Source organism: Streptomyces sp. NPDC055140 (assembly GCF_053607285.1).
The window spans coordinates 723,406-740,271 of the sequence record NZ_JBSGTG010000001.1; the positions used below are offsets into that span (position 1 = coordinate 723,406).

At 70.2% G+C, this 16,866-nt stretch carries 16 protein-coding genes; 11 read left to right on the top strand and 5 right to left on the bottom strand.

Going from position 1 to position 16,866, the window contains the following annotated elements; all coding sequences use genetic code 11:
* Window positions 1-129: 129 nt before the first annotated feature.
* Both ACWFR4_RS03395 and ACWFR4_RS03400 read right to left on the bottom strand, forming a co-directional pair.
* Window positions 130-501, bottom strand: coding sequence for a peptidase inhibitor family I36 protein (locus ACWFR4_RS03395; protein ID WP_453650642.1), 372 nt, complete (start codon window positions 499-501; stop codon window positions 130-132).
* 268 nt (window positions 502-769) lie between these two features.
* The gene (locus ACWFR4_RS03400) at window positions 770-2,380 is read right to left on the bottom strand and encodes an MFS transporter (protein ID WP_453465943.1); all 1,611 of its coding nucleotides are present in this window, start codon (window positions 2,378-2,380) and stop codon (window positions 770-772) included.
* Between the two features lie 115 nt (window positions 2,381-2,495).
* On the opposite strand from ACWFR4_RS03400, the gene ACWFR4_RS03405 reads away from it, so the two are divergent.
* From ACWFR4_RS03405 to ACWFR4_RS03435, 7 genes are all read left to right on the top strand, one after another.
* Window positions 2,496-3,140, top strand: coding sequence for a TetR family transcriptional regulator (locus ACWFR4_RS03405; RefSeq protein ID WP_453465945.1), 645 nt, complete (start codon window positions 2,496-2,498; stop codon window positions 3,138-3,140).
* Between the two features lie 160 nt (window positions 3,141-3,300).
* Entirely contained in the window at window positions 3,301-4,509 is a 1,209-nt protein-coding gene (locus tag ACWFR4_RS03410) for an alpha/beta hydrolase (RefSeq protein ID WP_453465947.1), read from the top strand.
* A 67-nt stretch (window positions 4,510-4,576) separates the two neighbouring features.
* Window positions 4,577-5,443 carry a DUF4429 domain-containing protein gene (locus ACWFR4_RS03415; protein ID WP_453650644.1) on the top strand — a complete coding sequence of 289 codons (867 nt, stop codon included), beginning with the start codon at window positions 4,577-4,579 and terminating at the stop codon, window positions 5,441-5,443.
* Between the two features lie 181 nt (window positions 5,444-5,624).
* The gene (locus ACWFR4_RS03420) at window positions 5,625-6,989 is read left to right on the top strand and encodes a sensor histidine kinase (protein WP_453650514.1); all 1,365 of its coding nucleotides are present in this window, start codon (window positions 5,625-5,627) and stop codon (window positions 6,987-6,989) included.
* Window positions 6,990-7,005: 16 nt separating this feature from the next.
* Window positions 7,006-7,683 (top strand): response regulator, encoded by a 678-nt coding sequence (locus ACWFR4_RS03425; protein WP_116502281.1) that lies wholly within the window; start codon window positions 7,006-7,008, stop codon window positions 7,681-7,683.
* Between the two features lie 185 nt (window positions 7,684-7,868).
* A complete protein-coding gene (locus ACWFR4_RS03430) occupies window positions 7,869-8,999 on the top strand; it encodes an alpha/beta hydrolase (protein WP_453650516.1) in 1,131 nt (376 codons plus the stop codon).
* Complete coding sequence (locus tag ACWFR4_RS03435) at window positions 8,996-10,213, top strand: acyltransferase family protein (RefSeq protein ID WP_453650518.1); 1,218 nt, start codon at window positions 8,996-8,998, stop codon at window positions 10,211-10,213. The genes ACWFR4_RS03430 and ACWFR4_RS03435 overlap by 4 nt, the downstream gene beginning before the upstream one ends.
* A gap of 69 nt (window positions 10,214-10,282) precedes the next feature.
* Here the strand turns inward: ACWFR4_RS03435 and ACWFR4_RS03440 are convergent, their stop codons facing one another.
* Complete coding sequence (locus ACWFR4_RS03440) at window positions 10,283-11,329, bottom strand: aldo/keto reductase (RefSeq protein WP_453465957.1); 1,047 nt, start codon at window positions 11,327-11,329, stop codon at window positions 10,283-10,285.
* Between the two features lie 5 nt (window positions 11,330-11,334).
* Complete coding sequence (locus ACWFR4_RS03445; protein ID WP_453465959.1) at window positions 11,335-11,796, bottom strand: MerR family transcriptional regulator; 462 nt, start codon at window positions 11,794-11,796, stop codon at window positions 11,335-11,337.
* 153 nt (window positions 11,797-11,949) lie between these two features.
* On the opposite strand from ACWFR4_RS03445, the gene ACWFR4_RS03450 reads away from it, so the two are divergent.
* Window positions 11,950-12,759: a serine hydrolase domain-containing protein gene (locus ACWFR4_RS03450; RefSeq protein WP_453650520.1), complete on the top strand. Its 810-nt coding sequence runs from the start codon at window positions 11,950-11,952 to the stop codon at window positions 12,757-12,759.
* A 56-nt stretch (window positions 12,760-12,815) separates the two neighbouring features.
* Here the strand turns inward: ACWFR4_RS03450 and ACWFR4_RS03455 are convergent, their stop codons facing one another.
* On the bottom strand, window positions 12,816-13,472 hold the full coding sequence (locus ACWFR4_RS03455) for a pirin family protein (RefSeq protein WP_453650646.1): 657 nt from the start codon (window positions 13,470-13,472) through the stop codon (window positions 12,816-12,818).
* 97 nt (window positions 13,473-13,569) lie between these two features.
* Here ACWFR4_RS03455 and ACWFR4_RS03460 point away from each other — a divergent pair, with 97 nt between their 5' ends.
* The 3 genes from ACWFR4_RS03460 (at window position 13,570) to ACWFR4_RS03470 (ending at window position 16,861) form a co-directional block, all read left to right on the top strand.
* Window positions 13,570-14,784, top strand: coding sequence for a PucR family transcriptional regulator (locus tag ACWFR4_RS03460; RefSeq protein WP_453650522.1), 1,215 nt, complete (start codon window positions 13,570-13,572; stop codon window positions 14,782-14,784).
* An 89-nt stretch (window positions 14,785-14,873) separates the two neighbouring features.
* The gene (locus ACWFR4_RS03465) at window positions 14,874-15,812 is read left to right on the top strand and encodes an ACP S-malonyltransferase (protein ID WP_453650524.1); all 939 of its coding nucleotides are present in this window, start codon (window positions 14,874-14,876) and stop codon (window positions 15,810-15,812) included.
* A gap of 17 nt (window positions 15,813-15,829) precedes the next feature.
* Window positions 15,830-16,861 (top strand): ketoacyl-ACP synthase III, encoded by a 1,032-nt coding sequence (locus ACWFR4_RS03470; RefSeq protein WP_116502273.1) that lies wholly within the window; start codon window positions 15,830-15,832, stop codon window positions 16,859-16,861.
* Window positions 16,862-16,866 lie beyond the last annotated feature (5 nt).

Below are 16,866 nucleotides of genomic sequence, written 5' to 3' on the forward strand. Positions count from 1 at the left end.
TACCACCCCCCCCCCCTTCGCGTCGCCGGCTTTTTTTGTTTAACTCCCCCCGGGGGGCCCCCGCTTGGCCCTGGGGTGGGGGGGGGGGGCCGCCCCCGGGGCCCCCCCCGCACCTCGCCTTCTTTCACCTCAGCGCTCCCAGACCTTGAACGCCCGTACCCGGTAAGGGGATTGGGGCGCCCATGTGCCGCTGCCGGGATAGGTCTGGAACTCCCCCGTCTCGGCGCACTCGGCGGACTGATAGGCCGTGACCGGCCGTCCGGTGCGATTGGCGAGAGCCTGCGCGCTGCCCCCCTCCGGCAGCGCGACGCAGCTCTCGATGTCGATCCCCGACAGCTCGTACGCCTGCCGGTGCCCCTTGAACTCCGGCTTCTCCCACAGACACAGCTCCCCCGCCGCGCAGTCCCCCGATGCCGGCGGGGCGGCGGCGCCCGCATGAACCGGTGTCAGCAGGACGGCCGTCAGCGCGGCCGCGGCCGTCATCGGCAGCGTCGTACCCATCGCGGCGCGCATCCTCGTACCCATAGATCAACCCCCGTGTCGTGCTGGTCACTTGTCTGCACTCTGAACCGGTGGGCGATCGGACGAGAAGAGCTGACGGAGCAGATCACTCGGATAAGCGAAATGCCCCCAGGATTTCCCTGAGGGCACTTCGGGGTGCGTGCGGGGGTGGCTCGGGGGTGGTCTACGGGTTTCCCCCGAGGGACGGCTTTCCCGATGGATGCTGCCCCCGACGATGGCGCTCTCCGACGGGCTCCCCCGATGCTCGCTAGATGTGTGCGGCCCCCGCGCCCGCCTCCGCGTTCGCCCCGCGCTTGGTCAGCAGCGCGACGAAGATCGCCACGACGGCGACGCCCGCGGCGACCAGGCAGGCCAGGCTCATGCCGGAGATGAAGGTGTCGTGCGCGACCGAGGTGATCTTCTCGGAGAGCGCGGCCGGGGTGCCCTTCGGGACCGGGCCCACGCCGACCTGGACCGCCTCGGACGCCTGGTCCAACTGGGCGGGCGTGAGCGGCGGAAGCTTGGCGTCGGTCCAATTGCCCGCGAGGTCGTTGTCCACCTTCGAGGCCATCACGGCGCCGAGCACGGCGGTGCCGAGGCTTCCGCCGATCTGCATGGCGGCCTGCTGCAGGCCGCCCGCGACGCCGGAGAGCTCCATCGGGGCGTTGCCCACGATGACCTCGGTGGCGCCCACCATGACGGGAGCGAGGCCCAGACCGAGGAGGGCGAACCACACCGACATGACGCCGCTGCCCGTGCCCGACTCCAGCGTGGACATGCCGTACATGGCCACGGCGGTGAGCAGCATGCCGCCCGCGAGCGGGATACGCGGACCCACCTTCGTGATCATCGCGCCCGCCAGCGGCGAGCCCACGATCATCATTCCGGTCAGCGGCAGGAGGTGCAGACCGGCGTCGACGGGGCTCATGCCATGCACGTTCTGCAGGTAGAAGGTGACGAAGAAGAGCCCGCCCATGAAGGCGATGGCCATGAGCACCATCAGGACCACACCGGCCGACAGCGGCACCGAGCGGAACAGAGCCAGCGGGATCAGCGGCTCCTTGACGCGCGTCTCCCAGATCGCGAAGAGCGCGAAGCACAGCACGGAGGCCGCCAGGAACGTCCAGGTCAGGCCGTCGCCCCAGCCCCACGTCGGGGCCTTGATGAGCGCCCAGACCAGGCAGAACATCGCGCCGGAGAGCAGCACGATGCCGAGGATGTCGAAGGATCGCGGCGCGTTCTCGGCACGGTGGTCCTTGAGGATCAGGAGCCCGAGGACGAGGGCGATGACGCCGACGGGGACGTTGATGAAGAAGACGGACTGCCAGCTGACGTGCTGGACGAGCAGCCCACCGAGGATCGGACCGCCCGCGGTCGAGGCGCCGATCACCATGCCCCAGATGCCGATCGCCATGTTCAGCTTCTCTGCGGGGAAGGTGGCCCGCAGGAGGCCGAGCGCGGCCGGCATGAGGAGCGCGCCGAACAGGCCCTGGAACACCCGGAAGGTGACCACCAGGGCGATGCTGTCCGACAGGCCGATGGCCCCCGAGGCCGCGGCGAACCCGATCACGCCGATGAGGAAGGTCTGCCGGTGACCGAACCGGTCGCCGAGCTTGCCCGCGGTGATCAGCGTGACCGCGAGGGCGAGGAAGTAGCCGTTGGTGATCCACTGGACGTCGGCGAAGCTCGCGCCGAGGTCCTTCTGGATGGCCGGGTTGGCGATGGCCACGATGGTGCCGTCGAGGGCGACCATCATCACGCCGATCGCGACGGAGAACAGCGTCAGCCAGGGGTGGCCACGAAGCCCCTTGGCCGGGGCCGGAACGGACACGGGCTCCGGAGCCTTGCCCGCCTTGTCGACGGTGGTCTGACTAGTCATGCGTTCGAGGCTAATGACAGCGACTGACAGTTGACAAACCAATTCACAAGTCGGTAACTGTCACGTTGCTCACAGGTAAGCTGAGCTGGGCAAACAGACGCAAAGAGGGGCGCGGGTGAAGACGCAGGAAGCGCATTCAGGGCTACGGGAACGCAAGAAGCAGCGCACCCGCGACGCCCTGCTGCGCGCCGCGCTGGAACTCTTCACCACAAAGGGGTACGACCGCACGACGGTTGACGAAATCGCGGAGGCCGTCGACGTCTCGCAGCGCACCTTCTTCCGGTACTTCACCAGCAAGGAGGAGACCGCGTTCGCGGTCCAGGACATGGTGGAGTCCCGCTTCGTCACCCTCCTGCGCGAACGCCCTGCGGCCGACAGCCCGTTCGAGGCCCTGCGTGGTGCCGTGCTCGACGCCTGGGACACCCTCGGCGAGCCCATCGAGGAGGTCGTTCCGGTCGAACTCCACATGCGCACCTACCAGATGATCGAATCCACCCCCTCCCTGATCGCCGTCCACCTGCGCCGCTCCACGGAGCTGGAGGAGGAGATCGCGCGCGTGATAGCCGAGCGCGAGGGCCTCGACGTCGAGACGGACCTGCGCCCCCGTGTGACAGTGGCCGCGTTCAGCGGCGTGATGCGCATGGCCGGGCGGCTGTGGGGCGCCGGTGAGGACATCAGCGTCGAGTCGATCCGCGAGGTCACGGAGTCATATCTCGACCAGCTGGGGCCGGTGTTGGCGGGGAAGTGGCGAACAGAGTGACCGACCGTGCACGCCCGCGCGCGAGGAGCGCAATCGGCACCTACAGAGTGTGACGACACCACCCAAGCTAGGCCCGTTTTGTCCTAATTGCCCCGCCGGAAACGTGATCTGCCTCACCGATTTCGCGGGTTGGTCCGCGGTTCTCCTAGGGTGTCCCGCAGTGACTTCCTTCGACTCAACCCCGCAACTCAGCGTCTGGCGCGCACTGCTCGCACTGGCCGTCGTGTTCGTCATGCTGGCGACCACCGGCTGGACCGCCGTGCGCCACAAGGGCGTCACCTCGCCGGTCAACGCCGCCATCACGGCGTGGGAACACGGCCACCTCAACGGGCGCGCCCTGCCGGACCCGGACGGCTCGCCCGCCCGCCTCGCGCAGTTCTTCGCCTCACTCACCAGCCAACAGCGCACCCGGCTCGCCACCCACTACCCGCTCGCCGTCGGCAACATGAACGGCGCGCCGGTGGACCTGCGCTACCGCGCCAACCGCATCGCCCTCGACCAGGCACGCAAGGTGGCGCGGAAGAGCACGCACGACAACCGGCTCTCCGCCGCGGGACAGCGCGACGCCGGCCAGCGCATGAACCGGTACGCGTCGCTGATGCGCCCCGACCGCGAGATCCTCGCCTTCGACCCCCTGGGCACCGGCCGCGTCGCCGAGGTCTTCGGGGACCTCGACAAGGCCCAGCGCGTCTCGGTCGTGGTCCCCGGAGTCGACACCAACCTCCTCACGTTCCAGCGGACCTTCCGCAAGTACTCGGCGCCCGTCGGCATGGCTCGCTCCCTGTACGACGCGGAGCGCACCGCCGGACCCGGCACAAGGACCGCCGTGATCGCCTGGGCCGACTACACGACGCCCGCGGGTCTCGGTGTCGACGCGGCCACCGCGATGCGCGCGGAGGAGGGCGCCACCCGGCTCAACGCCCTGGTGCGCGCCCTGCCGGGCCGCACCCCCGTGGCCCTGTACTGCCATAGTTACGGCTCCGTGGTGTGCGGTGTCGCCGCACGCAAGCTGCCCTCCCGGGTGAGCGACATAGCGGTGGCGGGCAGCCCCGGCATGCGCGCCGGGAAGGCCTCGAAACTGGGTACCCACGCGCGCGTGTGGGCGATGCGGGACAGCGACGACTGGATCCAGGACGTGCCGTATCTGGAGGTCGGCGGGATCGGCCACGGCGCCGACCCCGTCTCCCGGGGATTCGGCGCCCGGGTCCTGTCGGCAGCCGGCGCACGTGGGCACACCGGCTATTTCGAGCCCGGTACGGAGAGCCTCAGCAACTTCGCCGACATCGGCGTCGGTTCGTACCGCACCCTGCGATGTGCGAGCGGGCATGACACCTGTCGTGACGGATCTTCCGGCGCCGCGTCTGCCTGACGCGCGTAGAAATCGGTGAAACAGGGGCACGACGCAACAGGGGACGGAGGCGCGCGTGCCGCATACGATGAGCCGCATGGGTGACGTACTGGCCGGATTTCATGCCGCCTGGGAGTTCGAGTCCGACTCCGTGCTCATCCGCTTCGAACGGGGAATCCGCACACCGAAGCTGCTGAATGCACTCGGTGAGCGCCGCATCCCCTATGAGGCGATCACGGCGGTGACACTCACTCCCGGCAAGCGCGGGACCGTCGTCCTGCGCGCCGTGCCGAGACCGGGCGCCGATCCGCTGATGGACGCGGCCGCGGGACAGCTCAAAGAGGGGTGCGACCCCTACCGGCTCGTCCTGCCCGCCGAGCGCGAGACACTCGCCGAGTACTACGCGGACGAGCTGCGTGGCGTGCTGGCCCTGGACGACGGCGCACCAGCGGGCCGTTATCTGGTGGCGGCGCCCGAGGCGCCGCTGCACTTCAAGGCCTACGACGGCAAGGCCTCCTTCGACGGCAAGTCCGTGGCTTTCCGATGGTTCTGGACCGGGGCGTCGTCCGCGAAGTGGAAGGCCGGCGACAAGAGCTTTCCCGTCTCGGATCTGAGCGGCGTCGAATGGCGCTCGCCCGAGGTCTTCGAGGGCCATCTCCGACTTTTGCGCCGCGACACGTCCGAGCAGCCCGCCCAGGCCGACCAGGACCCGGCCGCCGTGATCTTCGGTCTCGGATACGGGCCCGTGCACGAGTCGCTGCCCTTCGCCGCGTCCATCCTCGCCGCCGTACGGGCCGGGGGCTCGGCCGTGCCCGCGTCCGGCGCCTCCCCTGCCCGGCGTGACCCCTCGGACATCGCCGAACGCATCCGTCACCTGGGCGAGCTGCACCAGGCGGGCCTCGTCACCGACGCCGAGTTCTCGACGAAGAAGGCCGAGCTGCTGGCGGAGCTGTAGGGCGGCCTCGGGGAGCGACCCCGGCATGGGGTGCGGCTCCGGGTGCGGATCGGGCACAGGTGGCCTCGTCGAGGTTCGGCGTCCGTCGGACGGGCCCTTCATGTCATACCTGGGTACGGGGTCCGGTGAGCTCCTCGGTATGACGGCGCCGCGGGTGGTTGTTGCCTACGCTGAGCAGGCCATGAGCACCACATCGACTGCACCTGACCAGGAGCCCCGCCCGCCGGACGGCAAGGCCGCACCGCCGGGGGGCCTGCGTCGCGTGTTCGCCACCGTCCTCGGCGGACTGCTGGCGGCCGGGGCGTCGCTCGCCGCTCCCGCGGGACCGGCCGAGCCTCTGCTCGGCCGGTCGTCGAGGCGTTGGGTGCGGCTGGTCCCCTATGTGATCGCGTTGGGCTTCGTCGCCACACTGATCCCGGTCACCACCCAGGTCCTGTCGAACGACTACGGGGTCCCCGGTGGTCTCGCCGGCGCCCTGGCGGTCGCACAGGCCGCTCCCCTGATGCTCGCCGTCAGTCGGCCGCTGCTCGCGTGGGGCATCGTGATCGTCGCGGACATCGTCGGGGCGATCGTCATCCAGGGTTCGGCCTCCCATCACGCCGCGCCCTGGACCCCCATGGTCATCGTGGGATATCTGGCCCTGTGCTTCGTCCTGTCCCTGCGGGAGGGCAGACGCACGGTCCTGGGGGTCTGGCTGGTCACGGTGGTGTCCGGACTCGTCCTCGACATGTTCCGTCCCTCGGACAGCCAGGCCACGAGCGTGCTGATGATCGTGCTGAGCGGTGGGGTGCTGCTGTTCGGTACGTTGCTGCGCGAGCGCGGGGAAGCGCAGCGCAGACTCGTCGAGCAGGAGACGATCAACGAGGCCGAGCGTTCCCGGCGCACCCTTCTTGAGGAACGTGCGCGTATCGCACGGGAGTTGCACGATGTCGTGGCTCATCACATGTCGGTGATCACGGTGCAGGCGGACTCCGCTCCGTACCGGCTCCAAGGCCTGACGCCCGAGGCGTGCGAGGAGTTCGGCTCGATAGCGGCGGGTGCCAGGGAGTCGCTCGGTGAGATGCGGCGACTCCTCGTGGTGCTGCGCAGCGAGGACGCGACGGGTGGTGAGCGTGCGCCCCAGCCGGGTCTCGGCCGGCTTCAGCAACTGGTGGAGGCCACGGTACGGGGCGGTGTCCCGGCGGAGTTGTCGATGCCCGAGCTGACCCTGGTCGGGGAGCTGACCGATGTACCGCCGGCGGTGGACCTCTCGGCATACCGCATCGTGCAGGAGGCCCTGGCCAATGTCGTGCGGCACGCTCCCGGTGCCCGCACGCAGATCTCCGTCTCCAAGGACGAGGACGCCCTGTTGGTGATCGTGGTCAACGGCCCGGCGGGCGAGCACGCGTCGCCCGTGGAGACGACCGGCACGGGACACGGCCTCATCGGGATGCACGAGCGCGTACGGTTGGTCGGCGGCACACTCGACGTGGGCCCGCTGCCCGGGGGAGGCTTCCGCGTCGCGGCCCGACTCCCGCTGGCCGAGTCCGACTCCCCCTCGTCGTAAAGGAATTCGGCACCGCATGACCATCCGCGTGATCATTGTCGACGACCAGGCCATGGTGCGAGCGGGGTTCGCCGCGCTGCTGGCGGCGCAGAGCGACATCGACGTCGTGGGCGAGGCTCCGGACGGCAAGCAGGGCGTCGAGGTCAGCCGGACCACACATCCCGATGTCGTCCTCATGGACGTGCGGATGCCCGAGATGGACGGGATCGCCGCGACCCGCGCGCTCCTCGACCCTCCGCCGGGCGTGATCCACCGCCCCAAGGTCCTGATGCTCACCACGTTCGACGTGGACGACTATGTGTACGAGGCGCTGCGCGCGGGCGCTTCGGGCTTCCTCCTCAAGGACGCCCCGCCGGCCGATCTCATCGCTGCGGTGCGTGTGGTGGCCGCCGGAGAGGCGCTGCTCGCCCCGACGGTCACGCGTCGGCTCATCGAGGACATCGCGAGGCAGCGCCCGTCCGGCCGCAGGGACCGCTCGCCGGAGCTGAACTGTCTGACGCCACGCGAGACCGAGGTCCTCGAACTCATCGCCCGGGGCCTGTCCAACCAGGAGATCGCGGAAAAGCTGGTGCTCGCGGAACAGACCGTGAAGACCCATATCGGTCGCGTGCTCGCGAAGTTGGGGCTGCGGGACCGGGCGCAGGCCGTGATTTTCGCCTACGAGACCGGCCTCGTCACGCCCGGCGACCAATAGGCCCAGCCCCGGTATCACCTGCCGCGCCCAGGTCGGCGCAGGTCTTCACGGCGCACCCCCTACCTGAGTAGCACCTCCGAATACCCGGGTATCACCCGAGAGTTGGCTCCCCGGTGTGACGTGGAGCCGGGCGTCGTCTCCCTATCTTCCCCTCGTCACGCCACCGGACGGAGGGGAGACGGGCGATGCGCCTGCGCTCATGGAAACAACGCGGCCGTAGGACACTGGTCGCCGCCGCACTCACGACGACTGTCGTGGCGGGCACGACGGGCTGGGCTGTCGGCAGCGAGCAGAACCCCCTCACCGGACCGCCGCCCGGCGCGGCATCCTGGCGTGCGGACCATGCGCTCGGTGTCGGGCTGCCCGATCCGGCGACCGCGAAGCCCGCCCAGGTGACAGCGTTCTTCCGCGGGTTGGGCGACGCCGAGCGACAGGAATTGGTCGAGCGGCATCCGACTGTGGTCGGCAATCTGGACGGTGCTCCGGCGGACCTTCGCTACGAGGCCAACACCCGTGCGCTGAAAAGCGAGCGTGACCGAGTCCGAGCGCGGGCGGAGGACGCGTCACTCACGCCCCAGGACCACGCGCAGGCCCGCTTCCTCGTCACGCGATACACCGAACTTCTCGAGCCTGGGCGGCAGATACTGGCCTTCGACCCGCGAGGCCGCGGCCAAGTGGCCGAGGTATTCGGGGACTTGGCGGGCTCCGATCACGTTTCCGTCGTCGTACCCGGCTCGGACATCGACCTGAGCTCGTTCGACCGTGCCAAGGATCCGTACGGCACCCCGGCGGGGATGGCCCGCTCGCTGTACGAGGCGTCGGGCGGTCGCACTGCGGTCGTGGCGTGGGTGGGGTACACGACGCCTGTCGGCCTGGGACCCGACGCCGCCACCGGCCGGCTCGCCGAGGCGGGCGCGCCGAGGCTGACCCGCTTCGCCCAGGGCCTGACGGCCTCGGGCGCGCCGCGTCCCGCAGTGTTCTGCCACAGCTACGGATCGGTGGTCTGTGGACTCTCCGCCGCCCGGCTGCCCGCGTCCGACCTCGTGGTGCTCGGTTCCCCGGGTCTGCGCGCGGACACGGTGGCCGATCTGCGCACCAAGGCCCGTGTCTGGGCCGCGCGGGACGACAGCGACTGGATCGGCCGCGTGCCGAACGTCGAGCTGTTCGGCCTGGGCCACGGCACCGACCCCACCGACCCCTCCTTCGGCGCCCGCCTCATTCCGGCCCACCGCGCCGAGGGCCACACCGGCTACTTCGCGCCCGGCACGGACTCGCTGCGCGCCTTCACCCGCATCGCCACCGGAGCCACCTCATGAGTATCGCGACCCTGCGCAGGACCGCGTCCGCCATCGACGCGAAGACACCGGCCCACCGGGACCGGGCGATAGACGCACTGCGCGCGCTCGCGCTGCTCGCCGTGCCCATGGGCCACTGGCTCCTCGGCGGCTTCTCCCTCGACGGCCGGGGCGCGCTGCACAACGCGAGCCCTCTGTCCTCCTTCGGATTCCTCGCCCCGATCAGCTGGGTGCTGCAGATGCTCGGCATCTTCTTCCTGGTGGGGGGCTACGCATCCGTTCTGTCGTACCGGCGGATGCTGGAGGCGGGCGGGTCGACGAGCGCCTGGCTGCGCGGCCGGCTGGCTCGCCTGGGCCGCCCGGTCCTCGGGGTGACGGCGGTATGCGCCGCGCTGATCCCCGCGTTGTACGCGCTCGGGGTGCCGGAGAAGACTCTCCACACAGGATCGACGCTGGTGATACAGCCGCTGTGGTTCGTGGGCGTCTACACGGTGATCACCGCGCTCACGCCGTACTGCGTACGCGCCGCCCGAAAACTGGGGGCGTGGGCGGCGGCGCCGCTGCTCGGGTTCGTAGCCGTGATCGACTTCCTGCGCTACGGGCCGTATGCGGACGCCATGCCGTCCTGGCTGAGCCTGCTCAATCTGCTCCCCGGCTGGATGTTCGCCTACCAACTGGGCGTCTGCTGGGGCGAGAAGAGGATCGGCAGGCGTGGCGCGTGGGCGCTGCTGATCGGCGGTGCTGCCCTGTTCGCGACGCTGCTCCTCGCGTTCCACTACCCCGAGTCGATGGTGGGCGTGCCGGGCGAGGCGCGGACGAACTCCCATCCGCCGTCCTTGCTGGTGCTGGCGCTGGCGGCCGCGCAGAGCGGTTCGGCGATGCTCCTACGGGACCGGATCGGCAGGCTTCTGCGGCGGCCCGCACTGTGGGCGCCGGTCGTCGTCATCAACCTCTCGGCGATGACGATCCTTTGCTGGCATCAGACGGCGCTGCTGGCAGCGGCGATACCCGGTTCCTTCGCAGGCGCGATACCGGGGCTGACGACGAGTCCGGACTCGCTGGGCTGGATAGCGGCGAGGATCGCGTGGCTTCCGGTCTTCGCGGGGCTGCTCGTGCTGATCGGCAGGTACACGCGGGGCTTCGAGGCTCCCTGGAAGGGGGCCACGCATGTGCGGCGCGCGCTGGCCGGGCTGCTGGCAGCGGGGTTCGCCGTGTTTGCCCTGGGGCTCGCGTGAGGTGCCGTCCGGTCGACGCCGGGGCAGGAGATGCCCCCGGCGACGGACCGGGCAGGTGGCTCCGGGGTGTTACTCGCGCCCCGCCGAGGTGAAGGTCATGTCGGCGTAGCGGTTGCCCGCGACCTGGGAGGCAATGGGGGCGACCAGGGCGAGTTCGTCGTCGGTGAGGGTGATGCGGGTGGCCGCGGCGTTCTCCTCGATGCGGCTGCGCTTGCGGGTGCCGGGGATCGGGACGACGGGGAGTCCGAAGGTCTGCGACTGCCGCTGCACCCAGGCCAGGGCGATCTGGCCGAGGGAGGCCGCATGGGCCTCGGCGACCTGGCGCACCGGCTCGAGCAGAGCCGCGTTGGCGGCGGCGTTGTCGCCGGTGAAGCGGGGCTGCTGGCGGCGGAAGTCGTCCGGATCGAGCTCCTTGTCGGCGCTGACGAAGGAGCCGGTGAGGAAGCCGCGCCCGAGCGGCGAGTACGGCACCAGGGCCACGCCCAGTTCGGCGGCGGTCGGCACGACCTCCTTCTCGATGTCGCGGCTGAACAGCGACCACTCGGACTGGAGGGCGGCGATCGGGTGGACTGCCTGGGCGGCGCGCAGTTCGCCGCCGGTGACCTCGCTGAGGCCGAGGTGCTTGACCTTGCCGGCGGCGACGAGTTCGGCCATCACGCCGACGGTCTCCTCGATCGGCACGTTCACATCGCGGCGGTGCATGTAGTAGAGGTCGATGGTGTCGACGCCGAGACGCTGGAGGCTGGCGTCGATGCAGGCGCGGATGTACGCGGGATCGTTGTTGATGACGCGCTTCGTGGGGTCGCTCGGGTCCACGCCCAGGGCGAACTTGGTGGCCAGCACCACCTCGTCACGGTGCGCCTTGAGGAAGGGAGCAAGGAACTTCTCGTTCGCGCCGGCGGCATAGGCGTCGGCGGTGTCGTACAAGGTGACGCCGAGTTCCAGGCCCCGCTCCAGGGTGGCCCGCGCCTCGTCGGCGTCCGTCGGACCGTAGGCCCAGCTCATGCCCATGCAGCCGAGGCCCTGCACGCCCACCAAGGGCCCGTTGTTTCCCAACTCCACAGTGGAAATCCGCTGCGGCTCCCCCGTGTGCTGCGTCTGCTCCGTGCTGCTCATGCGGTTCAGGCCCTCTCCGACGCCCGCCGGGCGCCCGCATAGAAGTCGATCTTGAAATCGAGTACGGACAAGGTGTCCTGGAGTTCGGCGATCCGGGACACCACGTCCCTGCGCGTCGATTCGAGAAGCTCGCGGCGCTCCTCGAACGTGTCCTCACCGACCCGCACGAGTTCGGCGTAGCGCACCATGTGTGCCACTGGCATCCCGGTCAGCCGCAGCTTGCCGACGAAGGCGAGCCAGTCGAGATCGCGGTTGCTGTAGCGGCGCTGGCCCGTGTGCGAGCGGTCGATGTGGGGCATGAGCCCGATCCGCTCGTACCAGCGCAGCGTGTGGGCGGTCAGTCCGGTGAAGGCCACGACCTCGCTGATCGTGTAGTGGTCCTTGCCGTCCGGGCGCGGGTGAGCGGTGGGGCCCGATGCGCAGACGTCGGCCTTGCTGGGTGCGGGGGTGGTCTCCATCACCGTCATGCCCCCACGCTAGAACGTTGAAGTGCACTCCAAGCAAGCACATCGGGGAGGAATTCCGGACGGCGTCCGCCGATGTGATTCGGCCCGCTCGACGGTTCGGCCCGGCCCGTGGGCGTAGAGGGTGTCCTCGCGGGGCCCGTTAGGCTCGTGGCCATGCAGAGCCTTGCGATGATCGAGAACTGGCCGGTACCGACCGCCGCCGCAGCCGTCGTCCGCGCGGACGGCACGGTGCTCGGGGCGCACGGCCCGACGGCCCATCGTTTCCCGCTGGCCTCGGTCACCAAGCCCCTCGCCGCCTACGCGGCCCTCGTCGCCTACGAAGAGGGCGCGATCGAGTTCGACGACCCGGCCGGCCCCGAGGGTTCCACGGTGCGCCACCTCCTCGCGCACACCTCCGGTCTCGCCTTCGACGAGCACCGGGCGACATCGGCGCCCGGCACACGGCGGCTGTACTCGAATGCGGGGTTCGAGGTGCTCGGGGACCACATCGCGAAGGCGACGGAGATCCCGTTCGCGGAGTATCTCCACCAAGCGGTTCTCGAGCCCCTCGGGATGAGCTCAACCACCCTGGAGGGCTCGCCCGCCAAGGACGGGGCGTCGACGGTGGACGACCTGGCACGGTTCGCCGCCGAGGTGCAGGCTCCCCGGCTGCTCGATCCACGCACCGTCGCCGAGGCGATGACCGTGCAGTACCCGGGACTCAAGGGCGTACTTCCGGGGTACGGGCACCAGAATCCGAACGACTGGGGCCTCGGATTCGAGATCAGGGACTCCAAGTCGCCGCACTGGACAGGCAGTTCGTCGTCGCCGCGGACGTTCGGGCACTTCGGGCAGTCGGGCACGTTCCTGTGGGTCGACCCCGACGCGGGTGTCGCATGTGTGGCGCTGACCGATCGGGCCTTCGGGCCGTGGGCGGCCGAGGTGTGGCCCCCCTTCACGGACGCGGTGCTCGCCGAGGTGTGAGGGGTCGGGCGTGAGGGGTCACGCCTGAGGGCGCGCGGCCGTTCGCGAGGAAGGCCTCAGCGGGCGGCCATCTCCCACAGCAGCAGTTCCGCCGATCCTGACGCCACGGCCTCGAGACCGGATTCCCCGGCGATCCTGACCGAGTCGCCCGGGCCCAACTCCTCACCGCCGAGCACCACTTCACCGCGGACGACATGGACGTACACCTGGGCCGCGTCCGGGACGGCGGCTCGCTCCCCCGATCCGAGGCGGCGCACGTGCAGCAGGGAGCCGGCCTCGGGCACGTCGTAGGGGGTGGAGTCGGCGATGCCGTGCACGACCTCGTAGACCGGGTCGCCGCCCGGCTCCAGAGGCGCAAGCCACATCTGGACGAAGACGAGCGGGTCGGGGCCGTCGTTGCGCTCGACATGGCGCACTCCGCCGCCCGCGCTGAGTCGCTGCACATCACCGGGTACGACCACGGCCTCGTGCCCCGTCGAATCGCGGTGGGTGAGCCGGCCCGAGACGACCCAGGTGACGATCTCGGTGTGGCTGTGCGGATGCTCGTCGAAGCCCGTGCCCGGTGCGAGGTGCTCCTCGTTGCAGGCCAGGATCGATCCGAAGCGCAGGTTGTCGGGGTCGTAGTGGGGCCCGAAGGAGAAGGCGTGGAACGACTCGATTCCGGCGTCCGGCTCACCGCCGGGGTACCGGTCGCCGGAGCGACGTACATCCATCACGCCGTACACGGTAGACCCCCGGACGGGGACGTCCGCGCGGCCACCTTGCACCCTCCACTCCGCTGAGCCGTCCCGATAAGGCAGTCTTGTCCCCGTGCCCGAACCCTCAGCGAACGAAGCCCCGGACCATCGCGACCGCCGTGCGATCCCCCACCCGCACTCCGCGACCCTGAAGCGCCTGGAGAAGTCGTCCGGGAGCCTCGCCGCGCAGGCCATCACGCGCATGGACGAGACGCTGCCGTGGTACCGGGCGATGCCACCGGAGAACCGCTCCTGGATCGGGCTGGTCGCGCAGGCCGGGATCGCGGCCTTCACGGAGTGGTTCCGGCACCCGGACGCCCCCCAGGCGATCTCGACCGACGTGTTCGGCACCGCGCCGCGCGAGCTGACCCGGGCCATCACGCTGCGCCAGACCGTGGAGATGGTCCGCACGACCATCGAGGTCATGGAGTCCGCGATCGACGAGGTGGCGGCGCCCGGCGACGAGTCGATCCTGCGTGAGGCGCTGCTCGTCTACGCACGGGAGATCGCCTTCGCGACCGCTCAGGTCTACGCACAGGCGGCTGAGGCGCGAGGCGCGTGGGACGCCCGCCTGGAGTCCCTGGTGGTCAACGCGGTTCTCTCGGGCGAGGCCGACGAGGGTGCCGTCAGCAGGGCTGCGGCGCTCGGGTGGAACTCGCCGGAGCACGTGTGTGTGGTGCTCGGCACCGCCCCAGAAGGGGACAGCGAGCTGACGGTCGAGGCGATCCGGCGGGCCGCCCGGCACGCCAAGCTCCAGGTCCTGACCGGGGTACTCGGGGACCGTCTCGTCGTCATCGCGGGCGGCAACAACAATCCGCTCCAGGTCGCGAAGTCGCTGATCGGCCCTTACGCGGCGGGTCCTGTGGTGGCCGGCCCCGTGGTGCCGGACCTGCTCGCCGCCACCAGGTCGGCGCAGGCCGCTGCCGCCGGGCTCAAGGCGTGCGGGGCGTGGCAGGACGCTCCCCGCCCCGTTCTGGCGGATGATCTCCTTCCGGAGCGGGCGATCGCGAGCGACCCTGCCGCGCGCGAGCAGTTGGTGGAGGAGATCTACAGACCGCTCGAGGAGGCCGGCTCCGCTCTTCTGGAGACGCTCAGCGTCTATCTGGAACAGGCGAGCAGCCTCGAAGGAGCGGCCCGGATGCTCTTCGTCCACCCGAACACCGTCCGCTACCGGCTCCGACGTGTGACAGACGTCACCGGCTGGTCACCCTCCGACGTCAGGTCGGCGTTCACGCTGCGGATCGCGCTGATCCTGGGGCGCCTGGCCGACGCGGATCCTCACTCGTAGCCTTTTGTCGGGGGCCTACAATTCCCCCTTCGGTTCTTCGTCCCTGTCCCCACGGGCGGCCGTGGCCGTCCACAAGAGAGAGTGTGAGAGTGCTCGTACTCGTCGCTCCCGGCCAAGGCGCTCAGACGCCCGGCTTCCTGACTCCCTGGCTCGACCTCCCCGGTGCCGCAGACCGCGTCGCTGCGTGGTCGGACGCCATCGGGCTCGACCTTGCCCACTACGGCACGCAGGCCGACGCGGACGCGATCCGTGACACGGCCGTCGCTCAGCCTCTGCTCGTCGCGGCCGGACTCCTCTCGGCCGCCGCACTCGGCGACATCGCTCCTGACGCCGTCGCGGGCCACAGTGTCGGCGAGATCACCGCGGCGGCCTTCGCCGGGGTTCTCGACGACACCGCCGCCCTCCAGCTCGTGCGCAAGCGCGGCCTGGCCATGGCCGATGCGGCCGCCGTGACCAAGACCGGTATGTCCGCCCTGCTCGGCGGCGACCCGGAGGTCACCGTCGCGCACCTGGAGAAGCTGGGTCTGACCCCGGCGAACGTGAACGGCGCGGGCCAGATCGTGGCCGCGGGCACCCTCGAGGAGCTCGCCGCGCTCGAGGCCGACAAGCCCGAGGGCGTACGCCGGGTCGTGCCACTGACGGTGGCCGGCGCGTTCCACACCCGCCACATGGCTCCCGCGGTGGCAAAGCTGGAAGAGGCCGCCCAGGCCCTGACGCCCGCCGACCCCACGGTCGCGTACGTGTCGAACAAGGACGGCCGGACGGTCGTCACCGGTGCCGAGGTCGTCTCGCGCCTGGTCGGCCAGGTGGCCAACCCGGTCCGCTGGGACCTGTGCATGGAGACCTTCAAGGAGTTCGGCGTGACCGCGCTCGTCGAGGTGTGCCCGGGCGGCACCCTCACCGGTCTCGCCAAGCGCGCCCTGCCCGGTGTGAAGACCCTCGCCCTCAAGACCCCCGACGACCTCGACGCAGCCCGCGCCCTGATCGCCGAGCACTCCTCCGCCGCGGCGGACACGCAGACGGCCTGACAAGGAGCCCCGAGAGCATGTCGAAGATCAAGCCCAGTCAGGGCGCCCCGTACGCGCGCATCATGGGCGTCGGCGGTTACCGGCCGACACGGGTCGTGCCGAACGAGGTGATCCTCGAGAAGATCGACTCGTCCGACGAGTGGATCCGCTCCCGTTCGGGCATCGCGACGCGCCACTGGGCCTCCGACTCGGAGACCGTGGCCGCGATGTCGATCGAGGCTTCCGGCAAGGCCATCGCGGACGCCGGGATCAGCGCGGAGCAGATCGGCGCCGTGGTCGTGTCGACCGTGTCGCACTTCAAGCAGACCCCGGCCATCGCGACCGAGATCGCGGACAAGCTCGGCACCGCCAAGGCGGCCGCGTTCGACATCTCCGCCGGGTGCGCGGGCTTCGGCTACGGCCTGACCCTCGCCAAGGGCATGGTCGTCGAGGGTAGCGCCGAGTACGTGCTGGTGATCGGCGTGGAGCGGCTGAGCGACCTGACCGACCTGGAGGACCGCGCGACGGCCTTCCTGTTCGGTGACGGCGCCGGCGCCGTCGTCGTGGGCCCCTCGCAGGAGCCGCACATCGGCCCCACCGTCTGGGGTTCCGAGGGCGACAAGTCCGAGACGATCAAGCAGACCGTGCCGTGGGACGAGTTCCGCGTCGGTGATGTGTCGAAGCTGCCGCTCGACAGCAAGGGCGACATCAAGTTCCCTGCGATCACGCAGGAGGGCCAGGCGGTGTTCCGCTGGGCCGTGTTCGAGATGGCGAAGGTCGCTCAGCAGGCGCTGGACGCGGCCGGGATCAGCGCGGACGACCTGGACGTCTTCATTCCGCACCAGGCAAACATGCGGATCATCGACTCGATGGTGAAGACTCTGAAACTGCCGGAGCATGTCACGGTCGCCCGTGACATCGAGACCACCGGCAACACCTCGGCCGCCTCGATTCCGCTCGCGATGGAGCGGCTTCTGGCGACCGGGAAGGCGAAGAGCGGCGACACCGCCCTCGTCATCGGCTTCGGGGCGGGTCTCGTCTACGCCGCCACGGTCGTTACCCTCCCCTAGGCAGA

Bases quoted from the DNA above. Each gene is read 5' to 3' on its own strand.
- ACWFR4_RS03395 (WP_453650642.1), bottom strand. From the start codon at position 501: ATGGGTACGACGCTGCCGATGACGGCCGCGGCCGCGCTGACGGCCGTC.
- ACWFR4_RS03400 (WP_453465943.1), bottom strand. From the start codon at position 2,380: ATGACTAGTCAGACCACCGTCGACAAGGCGGGCAAGGCTCCGGAGCCC.
- ACWFR4_RS03415 (WP_453650644.1), top strand. From the start codon at position 4,577: ATGAGCCGCATGGGTGACGTACTGGCCGGATTTCATGCCGCCTGGGAG.
- ACWFR4_RS03420 (WP_453650514.1), top strand. From the start codon at position 5,625: ATGAGCACCACATCGACTGCACCTGACCAGGAGCCCCGCCCGCCGGAC.
- ACWFR4_RS03425 (WP_116502281.1), top strand. From the start codon at position 7,006: ATGACCATCCGCGTGATCATTGTCGACGACCAGGCCATGGTGCGAGCG.
- ACWFR4_RS03430 (WP_453650516.1), top strand. From the start codon at position 7,869: ATGCGCCTGCGCTCATGGAAACAACGCGGCCGTAGGACACTGGTCGCC.
- ACWFR4_RS03435 (WP_453650518.1), top strand. From the start codon at position 8,996: ATGAGTATCGCGACCCTGCGCAGGACCGCGTCCGCCATCGACGCGAAG.
- ACWFR4_RS03440 (WP_453465957.1), bottom strand. From the start codon at position 11,329: ATGAGCAGCACGGAGCAGACGCAGCACACGGGGGAGCCGCAGCGGATT.
- ACWFR4_RS03445 (WP_453465959.1), bottom strand. From the start codon at position 11,796: ATGACGGTGATGGAGACCACCCCCGCACCCAGCAAGGCCGACGTCTGC.
- ACWFR4_RS03450 (WP_453650520.1), top strand. From the start codon at position 11,950: ATGCAGAGCCTTGCGATGATCGAGAACTGGCCGGTACCGACCGCCGCC.
- ACWFR4_RS03455 (WP_453650646.1), bottom strand. From the start codon at position 13,472: ATGGATGTACGTCGCTCCGGCGACCGGTACCCCGGCGGTGAGCCGGAC.
- ACWFR4_RS03470 (WP_116502273.1), top strand. From the start codon at position 15,830: ATGTCGAAGATCAAGCCCAGTCAGGGCGCCCCGTACGCGCGCATCATG.